Origin of the sequence: Vibrio sp. 10N, from assembly GCF_036245475.1 — a bacterium.
In the GTDB taxonomy this organism is placed as follows: Bacteria; Pseudomonadota; Gammaproteobacteria; order Enterobacterales; family Vibrionaceae; genus Vibrio.
Genome location: NZ_BTPM01000001.1, coordinates 1153507 through 1172747 on the forward strand (window position 1 = coordinate 1153507; position 19241 = coordinate 1172747).

At 47.4% G+C, this 19241-nt stretch carries 16 protein-coding genes; 12 read left to right on the plus strand and 4 right to left on the minus strand.

The window, feature by feature from the left end; genetic code table 11:
- Window positions 1-55: 55 nt before the first annotated feature.
- Complete coding sequence (locus AAA946_RS05515; protein WP_338163961.1) at window positions 56-817, minus strand: DNA repair protein; 762 nt, start codon at window positions 815-817, stop codon at window positions 56-58.
- A gap of 264 nt (window positions 818-1081) precedes the next feature.
- Here AAA946_RS05515 and cysB point away from each other — a divergent pair, with 264 nt between their 5' ends.
- Window positions 1082-2056 (plus strand): HTH-type transcriptional regulator CysB, encoded by a 975-nt coding sequence (gene cysB / locus AAA946_RS05520; protein ID WP_338163962.1) that lies wholly within the window; start codon window positions 1082-1084, stop codon window positions 2054-2056.
- 77 nt (window positions 2057-2133) lie between these two features.
- Entirely contained in the window at window positions 2134-3345 is a 1212-nt protein-coding gene (locus tag AAA946_RS05525; RefSeq protein ID WP_338163963.1) for a methyltransferase, read from the plus strand.
- 122 nt (window positions 3346-3467) lie between these two features.
- Here AAA946_RS05525 and AAA946_RS05530 read toward each other — a convergent pair whose 3' ends face one another.
- On the minus strand, window positions 3468-4904 hold the full coding sequence (locus AAA946_RS05530) for an IS1182 family transposase (RefSeq protein ID WP_338163492.1): 1437 nt from the start codon (window positions 4902-4904) through the stop codon (window positions 3468-3470).
- A 133-nt stretch (window positions 4905-5037) separates the two neighbouring features.
- Entirely contained in the window at window positions 5038-6162 is a 1125-nt protein-coding gene (gene ald / locus AAA946_RS05535) for an alanine dehydrogenase (RefSeq protein WP_042499269.1), read from the minus strand.
- A gap of 156 nt (window positions 6163-6318) precedes the next feature.
- On the opposite strand from ald, the gene lrp reads away from it, so the two are divergent.
- The 6 genes from lrp (at window position 6319) to AAA946_RS05565 (ending at window position 13956) form a co-directional block, all read left to right on the plus strand.
- On the plus strand, window positions 6319-6813 hold the full coding sequence (gene lrp, locus AAA946_RS05540; RefSeq protein WP_338163964.1) for a leucine-responsive transcriptional regulator Lrp: 495 nt from the start codon (window positions 6319-6321) through the stop codon (window positions 6811-6813).
- A gap of 160 nt (window positions 6814-6973) precedes the next feature.
- Window positions 6974-10048: a DNA translocase FtsK 4TM domain-containing protein gene (locus AAA946_RS05545; protein WP_338163965.1), complete on the plus strand. Its 3075-nt coding sequence runs from the start codon at window positions 6974-6976 to the stop codon at window positions 10046-10048.
- Window positions 10049-10083: 35 nt separating this feature from the next.
- Window positions 10084-10701, plus strand: coding sequence for an outer membrane lipoprotein chaperone LolA (gene lolA / locus AAA946_RS05550; RefSeq protein WP_445206059.1), 618 nt, complete (start codon window positions 10084-10086; stop codon window positions 10699-10701).
- A 77-nt stretch (window positions 10702-10778) separates the two neighbouring features.
- A complete protein-coding gene (locus tag AAA946_RS05555; protein WP_445206092.1) occupies window positions 10779-12068 on the plus strand; it encodes a replication-associated recombination protein A in 1290 nt (429 codons plus the stop codon).
- A 103-nt stretch (window positions 12069-12171) separates the two neighbouring features.
- Complete coding sequence (gene serS, locus AAA946_RS05560; protein WP_042499271.1) at window positions 12172-13479, plus strand: serine--tRNA ligase; 1308 nt, start codon at window positions 12172-12174, stop codon at window positions 13477-13479.
- A gap of 210 nt (window positions 13480-13689) precedes the next feature.
- Entirely contained in the window at window positions 13690-13956 is a 267-nt protein-coding gene (locus tag AAA946_RS05565; RefSeq protein ID WP_338163967.1) for a DksA/TraR family C4-type zinc finger protein, read from the plus strand.
- A gap of 51 nt (window positions 13957-14007) precedes the next feature.
- Here AAA946_RS05565 and bioA read toward each other — a convergent pair whose 3' ends face one another.
- The gene (gene bioA / locus AAA946_RS05570) at window positions 14008-15285 is read right to left on the minus strand and encodes an adenosylmethionine--8-amino-7-oxononanoate transaminase (protein WP_338163968.1); all 1278 of its coding nucleotides are present in this window, start codon (window positions 15283-15285) and stop codon (window positions 14008-14010) included.
- Between the two features lie 120 nt (window positions 15286-15405).
- Between bioA and bioB the strand changes: the two genes are divergently transcribed.
- From bioB to bioD, 4 genes are read left to right on the plus strand one after another with little or no spacing between them, the layout of a single operon-like run.
- Entirely contained in the window at window positions 15406-16458 is a 1053-nt protein-coding gene (gene bioB, locus AAA946_RS05575) for a biotin synthase BioB (protein WP_338163969.1), read from the plus strand.
- Complete coding sequence (locus AAA946_RS05580; protein ID WP_338163970.1) at window positions 16442-17596, plus strand: 8-amino-7-oxononanoate synthase; 1155 nt, start codon at window positions 16442-16444, stop codon at window positions 17594-17596. Before bioB ends, AAA946_RS05580 begins: the two co-directional genes overlap by 17 nt.
- On the plus strand, window positions 17597-18400 hold the full coding sequence (bioC, locus tag AAA946_RS05585; RefSeq protein WP_338163971.1) for a malonyl-ACP O-methyltransferase BioC: 804 nt from the start codon (window positions 17597-17599) through the stop codon (window positions 18398-18400).
- Window positions 18397-19074 carry a dethiobiotin synthase gene (gene bioD, locus AAA946_RS05590; RefSeq protein ID WP_338163972.1) on the plus strand — a complete coding sequence of 226 codons (678 nt, stop codon included), beginning with the start codon at window positions 18397-18399 and terminating at the stop codon, window positions 19072-19074. The genes bioC and bioD overlap by 4 nt, the downstream gene beginning before the upstream one ends.
- The last annotated feature ends 167 nt before the right edge of the window (window positions 19075-19241 follow it).

The window sequence follows — 19241 nt, forward strand, 5'->3', positions numbered from 1 at the left end:
GCTATTTTCGTTGTTGTTGAATTAAAAAAGGCCGCGCTTGCGACCTTCGTTAACTCTACCATTTTTTCTTCTCACCAAACAGAGCATTGATGTCATCGTCGCGTTCACTGTTGGCTTGTTGCTGTTTTTCTTCTGCTTTAGCTTGTCGAGAGTTTTGCAGCTTGTCGAGCATCTCGGTGAGCTTGTCTTTCGCTTGAATAGAGTAGTTGTCGTTCTTCGAACTAAGCGCATCAATGCCTTTTTTCAGTAGCTGTGCCGCCGTACCAGGCTGCCCTTTTGCCATAGAGTCATGAGCACGTTTAACGACGTTCTCGATGTTGATGCGGATCTGGATTGTTTCGAGGCGCGCATTTTCAACCATGTAGGACTGGGTATCCATACGTCCTTTGTTGTGCTCGGTTCGAACGGTATCGCGCAGGCGTTTGACCAGTTTCAACATAATGATCGCTTGTTTGTCGCTGGTTGGTACTTTGAACGATGTTGCTTCACTGCCTTCGTAGCTTTCTTGAAGATGCTGAATCTGCGTTTTTGCTGCTTCGACACGTTGTGCCAAATGTTTGTTCTTAGGATCCAACTCATGCATATTCGTAACGGCATCTAAAATGCGGTTATGGAGACACAGCATCAGCTCTTTGCTGTAAGGCAAATAGCTCGCACCACTGATAAGCTCTTCAGTGGCATCTATCAAGGCGACATATCTGGCCGATTCTTGCCTTCTAGTAGCTTCGGCTTTTAGTTTGTATTGCAGCATGATGTTATAGCCCAGTACCAAAACCAGCAGAAGGGCGACCAGCGCAATAATTAAACCAATATTCATAACGTTTTGTATCTACAGTGAGTTTCCCTACAGTCTAATAGCACAGGATACACCAAAGGCTATCTGACCAACACAGCAAAGTTGTTGATTTGGTCATAATCTGAGGAAAACGTGGAAACTTTCTGAGCGGGTTTGAGAGCTAGAACAATTCCTATCCAAAAAAACTGTTAATCTGTTTAGTAATTCGTTATAACTATTGATTATATGCTTTGGCTGGCAGTGGTGAGCTGAGCCGAGAATTTTGACAAGGATGAAGACAAGCAGATGAAGTTACAGCAGTTAAAGTACATTGTCGAGGTGGTCAATCACAACCTAAATGTGTCAGCGACCGCAGAAAGTCTCTATACCTCTCAACCAGGTATCAGTAAACAAGTTCGCTTGTTGGAAGATGAACTCGGAATTCAAATATTCGAGCGTAGCGGTAAACACCTAACTCAGGTTACCAATGCCGGTGAGGACATTGTTCGTATCTCTCAAGAAATTCTCTCTCGAGTCGAAAGCATCAAAGCCGTAGCGGGTGAGCACACGCACCCTGAAATGGGCACATTGAACATTTCAACGACACACACCCAAGCGCGCTACGCGTTGCCAGAAGTGATTAAAGGCTTTACCGCGCGTTACCCGAAAGTCTCGCTTCACATGCACCAAGGGACGCCTTCACAAATGTCTGAAGCTATCGCAAAAGGCACAGCGAACTTTGCGATAGCCACAGAAGCATTGCACCTGTATCAAGATGCGATCATGCTACCTTGTTACCACTGGAATCGCTCTATTGTGGTACCTAAAGATCACCCATTGGCTCAAAAAGATCATGTATCGATTGAAGATCTTGCCGCCTATTCGTTGGTGACATACGTGTTTGGTTTTACTGGACGTTCTGAGCTTGATACTGCCTTTAACAAAGTTGGACTGACACCGAAAGTTGTCTTTACCGCCACTGATGCGGATGTCATTAAAACTTATGTGCGCATGGGTATTGGTGTTGGCGTTATCGCGAGTATGGCGATGGATAATTCGCAAGATACTGATCTTGTGGCCATCGATGCTAGTCATATTTTTGGAGCCAGCACCACCAGTATCGGGTTCAGAAAAGGGACCTTCTTACGCTCTTACATGTACGACTTTATGGAGCGATTTGCCCCTCATTTAACTCGCCCTGTTGTTGAACAGGCCATCTCATTAAAGTCGAATACTGAAATAGAAGAGATGTTCAGAGACATCGAATTACCGATTCGCTAACACAAAATACTTTTGTTAGTACTCACTTCCCCCTACAATCCATGCAGTCTCGCATTGCATGAAGAATAGGGGGAGACGTGCGTCAGCCATTCAAACAACTTACCGCTATACTCAAAGCCTACCAAGATTACTGGCGGCATGATCCCTTTATTCAAATAGTTAGTGACCATTACCCGTGGCAAACTCAACATCCTGCCATGGCTGACTGGCTTTCTGACTGCTCTCCAGAGCAAGTTCAAACATTAAAGCAGTCACCGACAAAGTGTGTTGAGGCGTTGAGTCCGTTCATACCTGAGTTGCATGACCTGCAACAGGCCGCTGTGATTGATTCGATTGGGAAAGCGACCCCTTTAATTCTTCCTCGTGGCCTCGACTCTGGCGTTCCGGGGCGTAAGCTTGAGCAAATTCGCCAAATGGGCTCTGCGTGTATTCATAATCATCAAGGCAATGAGTGGTTGGAGTGGTGCTCTGGTAAGGGATTCCTTGGGCGTATTCTTTCCTCTCAAACCGATCAGAAAGTGACAAGCTTTGAGTATCAGCAAGCTCTATGTGATGCAGGGCAGCACGAAGCTGATAAACGTGGTTTAACCATGCAGTTCGTACAAGGCGATGCATTTGATGAGAGCTCAAAACAGGTATTCAATGCCAATCAACATGCGGTGGCATTGCATGCATGTGGTGATCTGCACGTTACGTTGATTCAGCGAACGGTAGATGCCAAGCTTCCAGCACTCACTCTATCGCCGTGTTGCTATCACTTAATTCAAGATGAACAATACCAGCCGTTATCTGAGCTAGCTAGACAAGCCAATCTGTCATTAACTAAGCAAGAGCTGCGCATTCCGCTTCAGGAAACCGTCACCGGTGGCGAGCGCGTTAAACGTCACAGAGAGCAAGAGATGGTGTTTAGGCTTGGCTTTGATGCGCTCTGTCAGCAAAATCAGGTGACCGAAGGCTATGAGCCTGTACCGAGTATTAAAAAGTCGCAGCTTTCTGAAGGGTTTGAGCATTTCTGTCACTGGGCTGCGGCGCAGAAATCACTCACTTTACCTCACGTCGATTTCGAGCATTATGAACAGGTAGGGCAGGCACGTTTTTGGAAGATGGAAGCGCTTAGCTTGGTGCAAAGCGTGTTTCGTCGTCCACTAGAGGTATGGCTCGCGCTGGACAAAGCTTTGTTTTTGGAGTCTCACGGCTATCAGGTGAGTTTGTCGACCTTTTGCGATACGGCAACGACTCCGCGTAACATACTGCTGCACGCGTTTAAGTCAAAACATCTGATAAGTTAAGCGTAAAACGCAGGCACAAAAAAACGGGCAATAAGCCCGTTTCAGATTGCTGACGAACCCCGCTTTTTCAAGCGGGGTTCTTTTTTCGGAGCGGCCGTAGGCCGCGATCGCGATATTTTTTGTTAGATAGCGTTCTGAAGTGAGTAAGGCTTAAATCGGCATACAGAGACTAGTATTTGACTTATTTCTGCCTTATTTAGGCCCATTTTTCGCAGATAGCTCACCACCAACGCTATCTTCTTGATGTTTTGAGCGGCAGCGGCTAACCAACATTGCATTTGCACTTTTGCGAGACCGCGGTAGCGCGCGTAACGGTGGCCATGGTGTTGTTTTGCATCGGCGAAGCTTCGTTCTACTGTTTCACTTCGCCTCCGATACGTCTTCTTTCCGTAGCTAGAGAGTCGCATTTGATTGGCTCGCTCCACCGTCTCACTATAAAGGTGACGCGTTATGACCTTCTGCATATTTTCACTCTTAGTACAGTCGTCCCGAACGGGGCAAAACGCACATTGTTTCGGGTCTGAAGCGTATGAGCGATAGCCTGCGCGTGTTGTGGTTTTATAGATAAGTTCTTGCCCTTCTGGACAGCGATAGGTATCGGTCTCTTTTTGGTATTTGAAGTCTTTCTTCTTAAATTTGTTCTTAGTTCTTGATGGGCGGCGATACCCGAACACACCTAATATACTGCGGCGCTCGAGTGATTCAGCAACAGGCGCAGTGAAGTAACCTGCATCGATACCAACTGCGATAGGATTGAGGTTGAACTGCTCTAGTGTGTGATCGAGACGACGGATATAGGGCTGTGAGTCATTCACATTCCCCGGTGTTGCGTATGTGTCTACGATGATACCGTGCTTACCATCCACGGTTCGGTGGTCAAGATAGAAGAAGCCTTGAGGCTTATTGTCTCGTGTCATAAAGCCACTTTCAGGGTCGGTGGTGCTGACTTTAGTGTTTTTGACGTCTGTCTTTGGTGGCGTCTCTTTGAATGGATTTTTACCTTCAGATTCTCGGTCTGCAGCCACATCTTCATTCAGCATATCAAGATAAGCGCCTGCACTAACTGGACGCAGACGATTCATGTGCTTGTTCTTGTTAGCATTGGCTTTAAGGTGTGTACTGTCAGTGAAGAGCTCCTGTCCTGCGACTAAGCCTTTCTCCATCGCTTGAAGCACTATGTTGTTGAAGATGCGCTCAAAGACGTCAGTACCATTGAAGCGTCGAATTCGGTTCTGGCTTAACGTCGAAGCATGGATAACTTTTTCGGTCAGTGACATTCGTAAGAACCAACGATAAGCGACGTTCACTTCAATTTCTTTGACCAGTTGGCGCTCACTTTTGATGCCGAATAGGTAGCCAAGCAGAATGATTTTGAATAAACGCACAGGGTCTACGGGTGGGCGGCCATTATCTTTGCAGTATAGATGTGCCACTTCGTCTCTGATGAACTCGAAGTCGATGGCATTATCAATTTTACGAACGAGATGATTCTGTGGAACGAGCTGTTCCATGGTTACCATTTCGAGTTCGTATTGCTGAGGAGAAGGTTTTTGAAGCATATCGGAGTATCCATATTTCGATACTCCTATTAGATCAAAGGTCTAGCTTGAAAGCTAGACCTTTGTCAGCAGTCTGAAACGGGCAATAAGCCCGTTTTCAATTTGTATGTGACTGTTTCTGCGAGAACATTGATTAGTTGAACATCGCAATCGCCGTTGCTGGCTCTACGTATTCAAGGTCGAAGCTTTCAGCCACTTCTTTACAGGTCACTTTACCGTGAATCACGTTTAGACCGTCTAAGAAGCCTTTGTCTTCAGTCAGTGCTTGCTGGTAGCCTTTGTTCGCAAGCTTGATGATGTAAGGAAGCGTCGCGTTGTTAAGTGCAAATGTAGATGTACGAGCAACCGCACCTGGCATGTTAGCAACACAGTAGTGAACTACGTCATCAACGATGTAAGTTGGTTCTGCGTGCGTTGTAGCGTGAGAGGTTTCGAAGCAACCACCTTGGTCGATTGCAACGTCAACCACTGCCGCACCAGGCTTCATCTTAGCGATGTGCTCTTTGGTGACTAGCTTCGGAGCCGCAGCACCAGGAACCAAAACCGCACCAATAACGAGATCTGCTTCTAGAACATGCTTCTCAAGTGCGTCTTCTGTAGAATAAACAACTTTTGCGCGACCCTGGAATTCTTCGTCCAAAACGCGTAATGTATCAATATTGCGGTCGAGGATAGTGACGTCTGCACGCATACCGACAGCCATGCGAGCAGCGTTAGAGCCCACTACACCGCCACCAACGACGACGACTTTCGCCGGTTCAACACCTGGTACGCCACCAAGTAGTAGACCACGTCCACCATTGGACTTTTCGAGTGTTTGTGCACCAGCCTGTATAGACATTCGCCCAGCGACCTCTGACATTGGTGCTAGTAGTGGCAAACGACCCATATTATCTGTTACAGTCTCATAGGCAATGCAGACAGCTTTGCTTTTGATTAGCTCTTCAGTTTGTGGAAAATCTGGTGCTAGATGGAGATACGTGAATAAAATTTGTCCTTCACGTAGCATAGCACGCTCGACAGCTTGGGGTTCTTTGACCTTTACAATCATCTCTGCTTTCGCGAAGACGTCTGCAGCGGTAGGAAGAATGGATGCGCCTACAGCGATGTAATCATCGTCTGAAAAACCAATACCAGAACCTGCGTTAGTTTCAACGTAAACCTCATGGCCGTGTGAGATTAACTCTCTAACGCTTGCTGGGACCATACCAACACGGTATTCGTGGTTTTTGATTTCCTTAGGTACGCCAATTATCATCCTGACTCCTCATTATATTGTGGTTGTATTAACTGTTTGTAGGGTGTTATTGTCGAATTAATATCTAGTATAGAAGCTAATGAACAAAATTTGATACTGTATATTACAGAGTTGTAGTATATTTTTTTGCAAGGAAGTAACAAGGTGGAATAAAAAATGGCAGACAACTATAAGAAGCCGTCCAAGGAACTAGACCGAATTGATCGCAACATTCTTAATGAATTGCAGAAAGATGGTCGTATTTCAAACGTAGAACTGTCTAAACGCGTAGGTCTCTCGCCTACACCGTGTTTAGAACGTGTACGTCTCCTAGAGAGACAGGGTTATATTACGGGCTATACCGCGCTCCTCAATCCGCAGTACTTAGATGCTTCACTACTCGTGTTCGTAGAGATCACGCTAAACCGTGGTGCACCTGATGTGTTTGAGCAGTTCAATACAGCGGTACAAAAACTGGACGATATTCAAGAGTGTCATCTTGTGTCTGGTGATTTCGACTATCTTTTGAAAACAAGGGTGTCGGATATGAGCGCATATCGTAAACTTTTAGGGGATACTTTGCTTCGCCTTCCTGGTGTGAACGACACACGAACCTACGTGGTGATGGAAGAAGTGAAACAAACTAACCAGCTAGTGATTAAAACGCGCTAGAGAGAGCGCTTCCAACTCTGACAAGAAGTTGACTAAAGTTATGATAAAGCATGCTTTATTCTCCAGTCAGATTGGGTTTTAATCCTCATTGTGGTTAAATCAATGAATACACCGAGCGGCTTTTGCCGCTCGGACTGTTTTCAATAATTAGATGTTGGTTATGTTCAAACAGGACAAAAAAAGAGTCGAAACGATTATTAAGACGAGCGAAGAGCCTCAAGCGATTCGTCTGAACGGATTTCAACGGTTAAGAGAATGTTGTTTTATCTTAGCTGTACTTACCTCTATTCTACTAGCTATTGCCTTGTTCACCTTTAGCCCCGCTGATCCATCATGGTCGCAGACTTCATGGGGCAGCGATATCCAAAATGCGGGTGGCTTTGTCGGTGCATGGCTAGCAGACACTTTATTTTTTGTTTTTGGCTCTCTGGCTTATCCCATTCCTTTCATTACCGCATTCAGTGCGTGGGTGTTCTTTCGTAATCGTGACGAAGATGACCCTATTGATTTGATGATCTGGGGTACGCGTCTACTTGGCCTAACCGTACTTATCCTAACGAGCTGTGGTCTCGCTGACATAAACTTTGATGATATCTGGTATTTCTCATCAGGTGGTGTGATTGGTGATGTGCTAACCAGCTTGTCTTTACCAACGCTTAATGTGCTTGGTACGACTTTGGTGCTGCTATTTCTTTGGGGGGCGGGCTTTACCTTACTAACGGGTATTTCTTGGCTGCGAATCGTAGAGTGGATTGGTGACAGTGTGCTATCGATGAGCGCAGCGCTAGTAAATAAGGTTCGCGGTACTAAAGAAGAAGTGTATGAGCCTGTACTTGACGACCAAGAATCCGACGACACAGATGAGCTCCCTCGCTTTAGCGCAGACAGCGCTGTGCAAGAGGCACCGCCAGCGAGCAAGAAGCAGTACAACATCCATGTCCCAGACTCGACGCCTTCAGTTTCAGACGTAGAGCCTGAAACTGCTTATGACCCGCTGTTTGCAAAACCAGAAGACGACGCTTCACTAGATACGCAGGCTCCACAACAAGTAAATGTGGCTAAATCTGCACAGCCTGTCGAAGAGTTGTCTCAACCAGTGCAAGTTGAAGCAGCCGTACAGAATACTGTGCAACCTCAGCAACCTCAGCAACCTCAGCAACCTCAGGTTGAGCGCACTCGTCAGCTCGGCGCGACGATTGAAGAGCTGGAAAATGCGGCTCGCTCAAGTGATGACTATGCGAATCAGGGAGAAGAGCCGGAGTGGCCAGCGTCAAGCATTTCTGCGCCAATGGCTGCTGCCACGTCAGGCGCAGCGATGGCAAACGCGGAGCCTACTATCTCTGAACCATTTGTCGAGCCAGTTAATAGTGAGACAATGTTTGATCCTCAGCCTCAACCTGAGCCTCAAAGCAGTGAGCAGCCAGCTACCACACAGACAGAATCAGCAGCCTATTCTGTGGATGACTCAGTGCAGCAGACACAACCTCAGGTATTTGAAGAAGTTGAAGAGGTCGAAGACTTTACGCCTCCATGGGTCGATAGCGCTGATATAGAAATCGAGCCTTCAACATCACACATCGAGCCTACGGTTGACCTGAATGCTCTCGATGCAGAAGTGGAAAGCGAACCCGTTGATCAAGACGTCGAAGCGTTCCAAAACATGGTGGCCGATGCGCAAAAAGCGCAGGTGGCGAAAATGAACCCGTTCTTGGTTCAGCAGGAGCAAAATCTACCAAAACCAGCAGAGCCGATGCCCACGCTGGAGCTGCTTTACCACCCTGAGAAGCGTGAAAACTTCATTGACCGAGAAGCGTTGGAAAACATCGCGCGTTTGGTCGAATCTAAGCTGGCGGACTACAAAATTAAAGCGGAAGTGGTGGATATTTTCCCAGGTCCAGTGATTACCCGTTTCGAACTTGATCTTGCGCCAGGCGTGAAAGTTAGTCGCATTTCTGGCCTTTCAATGGACTTAGCACGTTCGCTGTCTGCTATGGCGGTACGTGTCGTGGAAGTGATCCCAGGCAAGCCGTATGTAGGTCTTGAGCTGCCGAACATGACGCGTCAGACGGTGTTCTTCTCTGATGTGGTGGGTAGCCAAGCGTTTATCGATTCAAAATCACCAACCACAGTAGTGCTCGGTCAGGATATCGCTGGTGAAGCGGTTGTGGCGGATCTATCGAAAATGCCACACGTGCTTGTCGCGGGTACGACCGGTTCTGGTAAGTCTGTTGGCGTTAACGTGATGATCTTGAGCATGCTTTATAAAGCAACACCTGAAGATGTGCGCTTTATCATGATCGACCCAAAAATGTTGGAGCTGTCCATCTACGAAGGTATTCCTCATCTTCTTTCTGAGGTCGTCACCGACATGAAAGATGCCTCGAATGCACTTCGCTGGTGTGTGGGTGAGATGGAACGCCGCTACAAGCTAATGTCCGCGCTTGGTGTTCGTAACATTAAGGGCTTTAATGACAAACTGAAAATGGCGGCGGAAGCAGGTCACCCTATCCATGATCCTTTGTGGCAAGAAGGCGACAGCATGGACCCAGAACCGCCATTGCTTGAGAAACTTCCATACATCGTGGTGGTGGTCGATGAGTTTGCCGACCTAATGATGGTTGTGGGCAAGAAGGTTGAAGAACTGATCGCACGTTTGGCACAAAAAGCCCGTGCTGCGGGTATTCACTTGATACTTGCGACTCAGCGACCTTCGGTAGATGTGATCACCGGTCTAATTAAAGCCAACATTCCGACTCGTGTGGCCTTTACGGTTTCGACTAAGACAGACTCGCGCACGATTCTCGATCAAGGCGGTGCCGAATCCCTGCTTGGTATGGGTGATATGTTGTATCTGCCACCTGGCTCTAGCCATACAACTCGTGTACACGGTGCATTTGCGTCTGATGATGATGTGCATGCTGTGGTGAACAACTGGAAAGCACGTGGTAAGCCGAACTATATTGATGAAATCACCAATGGCGAGCAGTCTCCAGAGACTCTGTTGCCAGGTGAGAAGATGGAAGGCGACGAAGAAATGGACCCATTGTTCGATCAAGTTGTCGAACATGTTGTGCAGTCACGTCGAGGTTCGGTTTCAGGCGTTCAGCGCCGATTTAAGATTGGTTATAACCGCGCTGCGCGCATTGTCGAGCAGCTTGAAGCTCAAGGTATTGTGAGTGCACCGGGTCATAACGGTAACCGCGAAGTTCTCGCGCCAGCGCCACCGAAAGATTAGAATTCGATTCGCCTTAAGAGGTAAGAGGAAATCAAATGAAGAAATGGTTTAATGCCGCGATGTTAAGTGTTTCAGCAATGGGTTTTTCAGCCCTAGCTTTTGCAACGCCGCAACAAGAGCTGAGTGACAGGCTACAGCTCAATGATGGATTTAGCGCTACTTTTACTCAAGAAGTAACCAGCCCTGATGGGGACGTCGTTATGGAAGGGGAAGGCAATGTTGAGATTTCACGCCCAAGTATGTTTCGTTGGGTGACGACGCTGCCTGATGAAAATGTGCTGGTATCGGATGGTCAAAATCTGTGGTACTACAGCCCATTTATTGAACAGGTCAGTATTTACAATCAAGAGCAAGCAACAGAACAGACGCCATTCGTGCTACTGACACGAAATCGCGCTAGTGATTGGGACAATTACAGCGTCAACCAACAAGGCGATGTCTTTACCTTAATCCCAACGGCAGTCGACTCAACGCAAGGCCAATTTCAAATTAACATCGATAGTAAAGGCATTGTTCACGGCTTTAACGTGATTGAACAAGATGGCCAAAAAGGCCGCTTTGTTTTCGACAACATAAAAGTGGGCAAACCTGCCTCAGACCGATTTACCTTTGTTGTTCCGGATGGTGTCGAAATTGATGACCAACGGAACTAGGTAGCTAGGACGTTATCGTGAGTAATTTCAGTTTTGATTTTTCAGGGGACGAAGATTTTCGTCCCCTTGCTGCTAGAATGCGCCCAGAAACTGTTGAGCAATATATTGGTCAGCAGCATATTCTGGGGGCGGGGAAACCTCTAAGGCGAGCGCTTGAGGCAGGGCAACTGCACTCAATGATTTTGTGGGGGCCGCCCGGCACCGGTAAGACGACACTGGCGGAAGTCGCGGCCAACTATGCCAATGCAGAAGTGGAACGAGTGTCTGCGGTAACGTCTGGCGTCAAAGAGATCCGCGCAGCGATTGAGAGAGCTCGAGAGAACAAGCTTGCTGGCAAGCGCACGATCTTGTTTGTTGACGAGGTGCATCGCTTTAATAAAAGCCAGCAAGATGCGTTCTTGCCGCACATCGAGGACGGCACGGTCACCTTTATTGGCGCCACCACTGAAAACCCGTCATTTGAGCTCAATAACGCACTGCTTTCACGCGCTAGGGTGTACAAGCTCACCTCGTTGGATACGTCAGATATCCTGCTGGTACTCGAACAAGCGAAAAATGATGAGCAGCGTGGCCTGGGCGCCATTAGCGCGAACTTTCATGACAACGTTCTTGAGCGTCTTGCTGAATTGGTCAATGGTGACGCGAGAATGTCGCTCAATTATCTTGAGCTGCTTTATGACATGGCAGAAGACAACGCTCAAGGTGAGAAAGAGATAACACTGCCTCTGCTCGCGGAGGTTGCGGGAGAGAAGGTTAATCGTTTCGATAATAAAGGCGACATTTGGTACGACCTTATTTCGGCGGTTCATAAGTCGATTCGTGGCTCTAATCCCGATGCGGCACTTTATTGGTCCGCAAGGATGATTGCCGCAGGGTGCGACCCGCTTTATATCGCAAGGCGTTTACTCGCGATCGCATCGGAAGATATCGGTAACGCAGACCCAAGAGCAATGCAGGTCGCGCTATCTGCGTGGGACTGCTTTACTCGAGTTGGTCCTGCGGAAGGTGAACGTGCTATCGCTCAAGCTATTGTTTATCTTGCCTGTGCACCAAAGAGCAATGCTGTTTACACCGCTTGGAAGCAGGCATTGCGAGATGCGCATAACCTCCCTGAGTATGAAGTCCCTCACCATCTAAGAAATGCGCCAACGTCATTAATGAAAGATATGGGCTATGGCGCTGAGTATCGTTATGCACACGATGAGCCAGGTGCATACGCCGCAGGCGAGCGTTATCTACCACCCGAAATGGCGGGCACGCGCTACTATGAGCCGACAAATCGCGGGCTTGAAACCAAAATTGGTGAAAAGTTAGATTATCTGGCGGATTTAGACGCAAAAAGCCCACAAAAGCGCTATGAAAAGTAGTGGCTTTTCGTTATCTTTACTCGGTTAACAAATCAATATCTGTCCTTGGTTAAAAAACGCCCAAGGATAGAGTTCTTCACAACTATAAAGCATAGGATTGGCAATGCTGGATTCTAAATTACTTCGTACAGAGCTGGATGAAACAGCTGAAAAATTAGCACGTCGTGGCTTCAAGCTAGACGTAGAAACTATCGGTAAACTTGAAGAGCAACGTAAGTCGATTCAAGTAGAAGTTGAGAATTTACAATCCACGCGTAACTCCATTTCTAAGCAGATCGGCCAGAAGATGGCTGCCGGCGACAAAGAAGGCGCTGAAGAGATCAAAAAGCAGATCGGTACACTAGGTAGCGATCTTGAAGCGAAGAAAGAAGAGCTAGCAGCGGTAATGGCTCAGCTTGAAGACATCACGCTTTCTGTGCCTAACTTGCCAGCGGATGATGTACCGCAAGGTAAAGACGAAAATGACAACGTAGAAATTTCTCGTTGGGGTGAGCCTAAGACTTACGATTTTGAAGTAAAAGACCACGTTGACCTAGGTGAGATGGGTGGCGGTCTAGACTTCGCTAGCGCAACTAAAATCACTGGCGCTCGCTTTATCGTAATGAAAGGTCAGTTCGCTCGCCTACACCGTGCTATCGCACAGTTCATGCTAGATCTTCATACTGAAGAGCACGGCTACACAGAAATGTACGTACCGTACCTAGTGAACTCTGACAGCCTATTTGGTACAGGTCAGCTACCTAAGTTTGGTAAAGATCTATTCCACACTGAGCCACTGACAGAAAAAGCAAGCGATGAAGAGCCACGTAAACTGTCTCTGATCCCAACGGCAGAAGTACCGGTGACTAACCTCGTGCGCGATACCATCTCTGAAGAGGCAGACCTGCCGCTTAAGATGACGGCTCACACACCATGTTTCCGTTCAGAAGCAGGTTCTTACGGTCGTGACACTCGTGGTCTTATCCGTATGCACCAATTCGACAAAGTCGAACTGGTTCAAATCACTAAGCCAGAAGATTCAATGAATGCGCTTGAAGAGCTAACCGGTCACGCAGAGAAAGTTCTACAACTACTAGAACTTCCATACCGTAAAGTGGTTCTTTGTACGGGTGACATGGGCTTCGGTGCTCGTAAGACTTACGACCTTGAAGTCTGGGTTCCAGCGCAAGAGACATACCGTGAGATCTCTTCTTGCTCGAACATGTGGGATTTCCAAGCTCGTCGTATGCAAGCTCGTTTCCGTCGTAAAGGCGAGAAGAAGCCTGAGCTTGTTCACACACTAAACGGCTCTGGTCTTGCAGTGGGTCGTACTATGGTAGCCATTCTTGAGAACAACCAAGAAGCGGACGGCCGTATTGCTATCCCAACAGCGCTACAGAAGTACATGGGCGGCGCTACGCACATCGGCTAATGTTAGCGATACACAAGTTTCTAAGCTCGGCATTGCCGAGCTTTTTTTTGCCTTGTGATTCTTATCTCTCGACGAGCACCAATGGGATTATTACCAATTTGTAATAGTCTTTATGTATTTTATGTGATTATCAAGCCAACCTGAGCAATTATAATGTCCACCTCTGCTGCGGAGCGTGTTTGTTTCTCAACATAATGAGGAGGGGATGTTATGGCCGTAGGGTGGGCAAATGACGATAGTGTCAGCCAACAAATTCAAAATACCATAGACGACGAAATTTCAAGAGTTCGCAGTCTTTCAAACCAGGGGGTGAGTGCCGAGTTTTGTGAAGAATGTGGAGAGCCTATTCCACTAGCGAGGCGAACTGCTATCAAAGGTGTGAGGTTCTGTATTGAGTGTCAGTCTAACCAAGAACATCAGAGTTACCGTCAGGCTTTGTTCAATCGCCGAGGAAGCAAGGACAGCCAACTCAGGTAGTTTTTCTCAGGGGACATTGAAAAGCGGCTGCTTTAGCAGCCGCTTTTGCTGTTAGCTAAAACACCCTTCATTTTCTAGAGCTGTCTCGATTGCTGTCACCAGCCTTTCAATATGCTCTGGCTGGCTAATGTAGGGAGGCATCATGTAAATGAGCCTACCAAACGGGCGAATCCAGACTCCTTGCTCAACGAAGTGCTTTTGAATCACTTCCATGTTAACTGCCGTATGAGTTTCGACTACACCGATTGCCCCCAACCAACGTACATCTTTCACGTTCGAGCAGCTTGTAAGTTTAGGCAACAGTTCCGCAAATAGGGACTCAATACTGCTCACTTGAGACTGCCATTCGTTACTTGCGACGATATCTAAACTCGCACTTGCTACAGCACAGGCCAGCGGGTTACCCATAAAAGTAGGACCATGCATAAAGCATCCTGCTTCACCGCCACATACCGTATCTGCGACGTGCTTACTGGTTAAGGTAGCTGACAGTGTCATGTAACCACCAGTGAGCGCCTTACCAACGCACATGATGTCAGGCTGGATGTTGGCGTGTTCGCTGGCAAACAGTTTCCCAGTGCGGCCAAAGCCAGTCGCAATCTCATCAAGAATAAGTAAGACACCATATTGATCGCAAAGCTCTCTTACACGCTTTAGGAACGTAGGGTGGTACAAACGCATTCCGCCAGCCCCTTGAACAATAGGCTCAAGGATCACTGCAGCGACCTCGGAGTGATGAGTTTCCATTTTGCATTTGAAATCACTGATGTCCGCTTCATCCCATTCGTCCCAAAACCCAATCTCTGGGGAGTCAGCAAAGATATGCTCTGGCAAAAAGCCTTTGTACAAACTATGCATGGAATTATTAGGGTCGGTGACCGACATGGCAGCAAACGTATCGCCATGGTAGCCGTGGGAGAGAGTGAGAAACTTTGGCCTACGTTCACCTCGAGCGTGCCAATATTGCAGCGCCATCTTCAGTGACACCTCAACCGCAACCGATCCCGAATCGGCCAAGAAAATGTGTTCCATATTATCGGGTGCAAGCTCAAGAAGCTTCTTGCTGACATCAATGGCAGGCTGGTGGGTGATACCACCAAACATTACGTGTGACATCTTCTCACTTTGAGATTGTAGCGCTGCGTTGAGTTTTGGGTGGTTATAGCCATGGATGGTCGACCACCAAGATGACATCCCATCGACAAGCTCTGTGCCATCCTCCAAAGTGAGGTGAACGCCATTAGCTGAGACTACGGGATAACAACTAAGGGGATTAAGGGTGGAAGTGTATGGGTGCCAAATGTGTTTTCTGTCGAAATCTAAATCCATGGATAATGATCGCTTAAAAATTAACCAAGTGTAAACTTGCTCTTGTGGTCGGTGTTGACAGTGTATCGCTTGTCGGTACACTAGCCAAGACTAAAAACAATGAGAGCAAAGGATTTAACTGTGGAAGTACGACACGATTGGACGCATGCCGAAGTGCAAGAGCTGATGAACAAGCCATTTATGGATCTGTTGTTCGAAGCGCAAACTGTGCACCGTCAACATCAGCAAACCAACCATGTTCAAGTTAGCACCCTGTTATCGATTAAAACCGGTGCTTGCCCTGAAGATTGTAAGTACTGCCCACAAAGCGCACGCTACAAAACCGATGTTGAAGCAGAGCGTCTGATGGAAGTCGAACGTGTGCTAGATGCGGCGCAAAAAGCCAAAAACGCTGGTTCGACACGTTTTTGTATGGGTGCGGCGTGGAAGAACCCCAAAGAGCGTGATATGCCTTTGCTTACCGACATGATCAAAGGCGTCAAAGATTTGGGACTAGAGACCTGTATGACGCTAGGTATGTTGACGCCAGATCAGGCTACGCATCTTGCAGATGCTGGTCTTGACTACTACAACCACAACCTTGATACCTCTCCAGAATTTTACGGCAATATCATTACGACCCGAACCTACCAAGACCGCTTGGATACACTCAGTCACGTGCGTGATGCTGGTATGAAAATCTGCTCAGGCGGCATTATTGGTATGGGTGAAAGCGCCAATGACCGAGCGGGTTTGCTTATGGAACTTGCCAACCTTCCTGTCCAGCCGGAAAGTGTTCCAATCAACATGCTGGTTAAAGTGAAAGGCACACCGCTTGAAGAAGTGGATGATGTCGAACCTTTTGACTTTATTCGTCTTATTGCCATCGCACGAATCATGATGCCTAAATCAGCGGTTCGCCTGTCTGCAGGGCGCGAGGACATGAATGAGCAAATGCAGGCGCTATGTTTTATGGCAGGTGCGAACTCTGTGTTCTATGGCTGTAAGCTGCTTACCACACCAAACCCAGATGAAGATAAAGATCTTCAGCTGTTCAAAAAGCTCGGGATCAACCGAGAAGAAACCTCTCAAAAACCGGATGAGGTGCAAGAAAATGACCTTCTCGACCAAGTGGTAAGCCGAGTTGCTGCACGTCCTACCAAAGACGACCTATTTTATGACGCTAGCGTTTAATCAGCGCATTCAAAAGGCGCTGGAAGAGAGAAAGCAGAGCGACTTATTACGCTCTGTCATCGCCTTAGAAAGAGGCAACCAAGCAGTTTTTCAAAACAGTGGTCAACAGTTTGATAATTTCTCGTCCAATGATTACCTAGGCTTGGCCGCGAGTGATGAGCTTAAGCGTTGCTATCAGCAAGCCGTGAGTGACTATGGCGTTGGCAGCGCAGCATCACCGCTGGTTACGGGTTACTCAAATCAGCATCAAAGCCTCGAGTCTGCTTTAACGGAATGGCTAGGGTATGAGAGTGCTCTGTTCTTTTCTTCCGGCTTTGCCGCCAACCAAGCTGCGGTTTTTGCCTTGCTGAAAAAGGGTGACTTGCTGCTTCAAGACAAGCTAAACCACGCATCATTGATGGAAGCTGGGATGCTGTGCGACGCGGAAATGAAACGTTATCGTCACTGTAACCAACAACACCTTACTCAGTTGCTGCAAGCTGAAAAGCCAACGATGGCAGTGACAGAAAGTGTGTTTAGTATGGATGGCGATATTGCCGACCTTGATGGTTTTGTCTCGTTGTGCGAGCAAGCGGGCGCATTATCCATGATTGATGATGCTCACGGTATCGGCGTGATTGGCGAACAGGGCAATGGCGCAGTCGGAATGACAAGTAAACGCGCAGATATTTTGGTCGTGACCTTTGGTAAGGCGTTTGGCCTTAATGGTGCCGCCATCTTGTGCTCACGAGAAATGAAAGATTACTTAACTCAATTTGCACGTCACTATGTTTACTCAACAGCGTTTTCAGCTGCTCATGCTGTGGCGATCACCAAAGCAGTCGAGATGATTCAAACTCAACAATGGCGCCGAGAAAAGCTGATTGAACTTGGCGCTATCTATGATGAAACGCTAAGTGGAACTGCGGGCTTTGTTGCCACCAAAACACCCATTAAACCTTGGTTGGTGGGCGAGGAAAGTGATGTTTTAGCACTGTGCGCTGAGTTAAAGCGCGAGCAGAGTTGGACGACAGCCATTCGACCACCAACGGTACCCAAAGGCTCAGCGCGACTCAGAATTACGCTGTCAGCAGCCCACGAAGCGACAGCTGTCCAAAAACTCGCTATCAGTTTAAAACGACATTCGGAGGGATGCTAAATGTCAGAGGTATTAGCAAATCTTGTGGATTATCAGACTAACAAAGCGGCGATATCTGAGTCGTTTGGCCGCGCTGCAAAACACTATGATCAGCACGCCGAACTTCAGCGCCTCGTTGCGGATCGTTTGTTGGCCTTGCTACCAGCCGATTTGGCGGGGTACCGTATTCTCGATTTAGGTTGTGGCACCGGATATTGTTCCTTGGCGTTGCTGGAGCGGGGAGCGAATGTTGTATGTGCTGACTTGTCCAGTGAGATGCTTACTGTTGCCAAACAGCGCTGCGGTACCAAGCGAGTTTCCTATCAAGTGGCGGATGCAGAAGCGCTGCCATTTGAAGACAAGTGTTTTGATGTCGTGATATCAAGCCTAGCGTTGCAGTGGTGTAGTGATTTAGCCGTGCCGCTTAGTGAGATGAAGCGAGTAACAAAACTCGGTGGAAGCTTGCATTTTTCAACGCTTCTCGATGGTTCCTTATTGGAGCTAAAGCGCTCGTGGGGTAAAATTGATGCATATCAACATGTCAACGACTTTACCTCTCTCAATCAGGTAAAAATTGCGTTAGCGCAATCTGAGTGTATCCGCCATCAACTAGACTTGCCGAAAATAGTTATGTGGTATGAGACCGCTTTTGGTTTGATGAAAGACCTTAAAGGAATTGGAGCAACGCATGTTGAAGGTCGCTCTAAAGGGTTTACCAGTCGACGTTCATTGAAGACGCTCGAACTGGAATACAAGCAGTACGCGAATCAAAGCGGCCTATTACCCGCCAGTTATCAAATTTGTTTAGGATCAGTTGCATTATGATGAAAGCACTATTTATTGCAGGTACGGATACTGAAGTTGGGAAAACCGTTGTATCAAAAGCGATATTAAGTGCTGTTGGTGCACAAGGAAAAACGACGATAGGGTATAAGCCAATAGCGGCAGGGTGTGAGAAGACTGAGCAAGGTTTACGTAACTCGGATGCGTTGCATCTTCAGCAGGCAGCGAATCTAGATGTTGATTACGATCTCGTTAACCCATATGCGTTGTCTTTGCCAGCATCCCCTCATATTGCGGCGATTGCTGATGACGTTGAAGTGGATTACCAAGTGCTCTCCAACGTGCTAGAGCAACATAAACAAAACAGTGATTTTGTGTTGGTAGAAGGCGCAGGCGGTTGGCGTGTACCTGTATCAAAAGACGATTGCCTATCGACTTGGGTTAAGCAAGAAAAGTTACCAGTCGTGCTTGTTGTGGGTATCAAACTGGGTTGCTTGAGTCACGCGATGCTAACGGCTGAAGCCATCAAAGCGGATGGACTTGAACTTGTCGGGTGGGTCGCGAATCGCGTTAATCCGGGCGTTGAGCATTATGCTGAGATCATCGAGATGCTGGAAGGCTCGATGGGCGCGCCGAAATTGGGTGAAATTCCTTATGTACCTGGCTGCAAGAAACGAGATTTAGGCAAGTACATTAATCTTGAAGTCATTCGTTAATCAACGAGTAACAAATTAGGCGCTTTGCGCTCTAAAAAGCCCCTTGTGTATTCATTAGCGCTCGGGGCTTTTTTGTATTCATTTCATACATAATTTATCAACTCCAGTCTGCTTTTTAATCAAATGCAACACTTTTCAGACTTTTTAACTGGTCGTATCACTTTACC

What these genes read in the sequence shown, in the direction of transcription:
- AAA946_RS05515 (WP_338163961.1), bottom strand. Translation starts at nt 817, where the DNA reads ATGAATATTGGTTTAATTATTGCGCTGGTCGCCCTTCTGCTGGTTTTG.
- cysB (WP_338163962.1), top strand. Translation starts at nt 1,082, where the DNA reads ATGAAGTTACAGCAGTTAAAGTACATTGTCGAGGTGGTCAATCACAAC.
- AAA946_RS05530 (WP_338163492.1), bottom strand. Translation starts at nt 4,904, where the DNA reads ATGCTTCAAAAACCTTCTCCTCAGCAATACGAACTCGAAATGGTAACC.
- ald (WP_042499269.1), bottom strand. Translation starts at nt 6,162, where the DNA reads ATGATAATTGGCGTACCTAAGGAAATCAAAAACCACGAATACCGTGTT.
- lrp (WP_338163964.1), top strand. Translation starts at nt 6,319, where the DNA reads ATGGCAGACAACTATAAGAAGCCGTCCAAGGAACTAGACCGAATTGAT.
- AAA946_RS05545 (WP_338163965.1), top strand. Translation starts at nt 6,974, where the DNA reads ATGTTCAAACAGGACAAAAAAAGAGTCGAAACGATTATTAAGACGAGC.
- lolA (WP_445206059.1), top strand. Translation starts at nt 10,084, where the DNA reads ATGAAGAAATGGTTTAATGCCGCGATGTTAAGTGTTTCAGCAATGGGT.
- AAA946_RS05555 (WP_445206092.1), top strand. Translation starts at nt 10,779, where the DNA reads ATGCGCCCAGAAACTGTTGAGCAATATATTGGTCAGCAGCATATTCTG.
- serS (WP_042499271.1), top strand. Translation starts at nt 12,172, where the DNA reads ATGCTGGATTCTAAATTACTTCGTACAGAGCTGGATGAAACAGCTGAA.
- AAA946_RS05565 (WP_338163967.1), top strand. Translation starts at nt 13,690, where the DNA reads ATGGCCGTAGGGTGGGCAAATGACGATAGTGTCAGCCAACAAATTCAA.
- bioA (WP_338163968.1), bottom strand. Translation starts at nt 15,285, where the DNA reads ATGGATTTAGATTTCGACAGAAAACACATTTGGCACCCATACACTTCC.
- AAA946_RS05580 (WP_338163970.1), top strand. Translation starts at nt 16,442, where the DNA reads ATGACGCTAGCGTTTAATCAGCGCATTCAAAAGGCGCTGGAAGAGAGA.
- bioC (WP_338163971.1), top strand. Translation starts at nt 17,597, where the DNA reads ATGTCAGAGGTATTAGCAAATCTTGTGGATTATCAGACTAACAAAGCG.
- bioD (WP_338163972.1), top strand. Translation starts at nt 18,397, where the DNA reads ATGATGAAAGCACTATTTATTGCAGGTACGGATACTGAAGTTGGGAAA.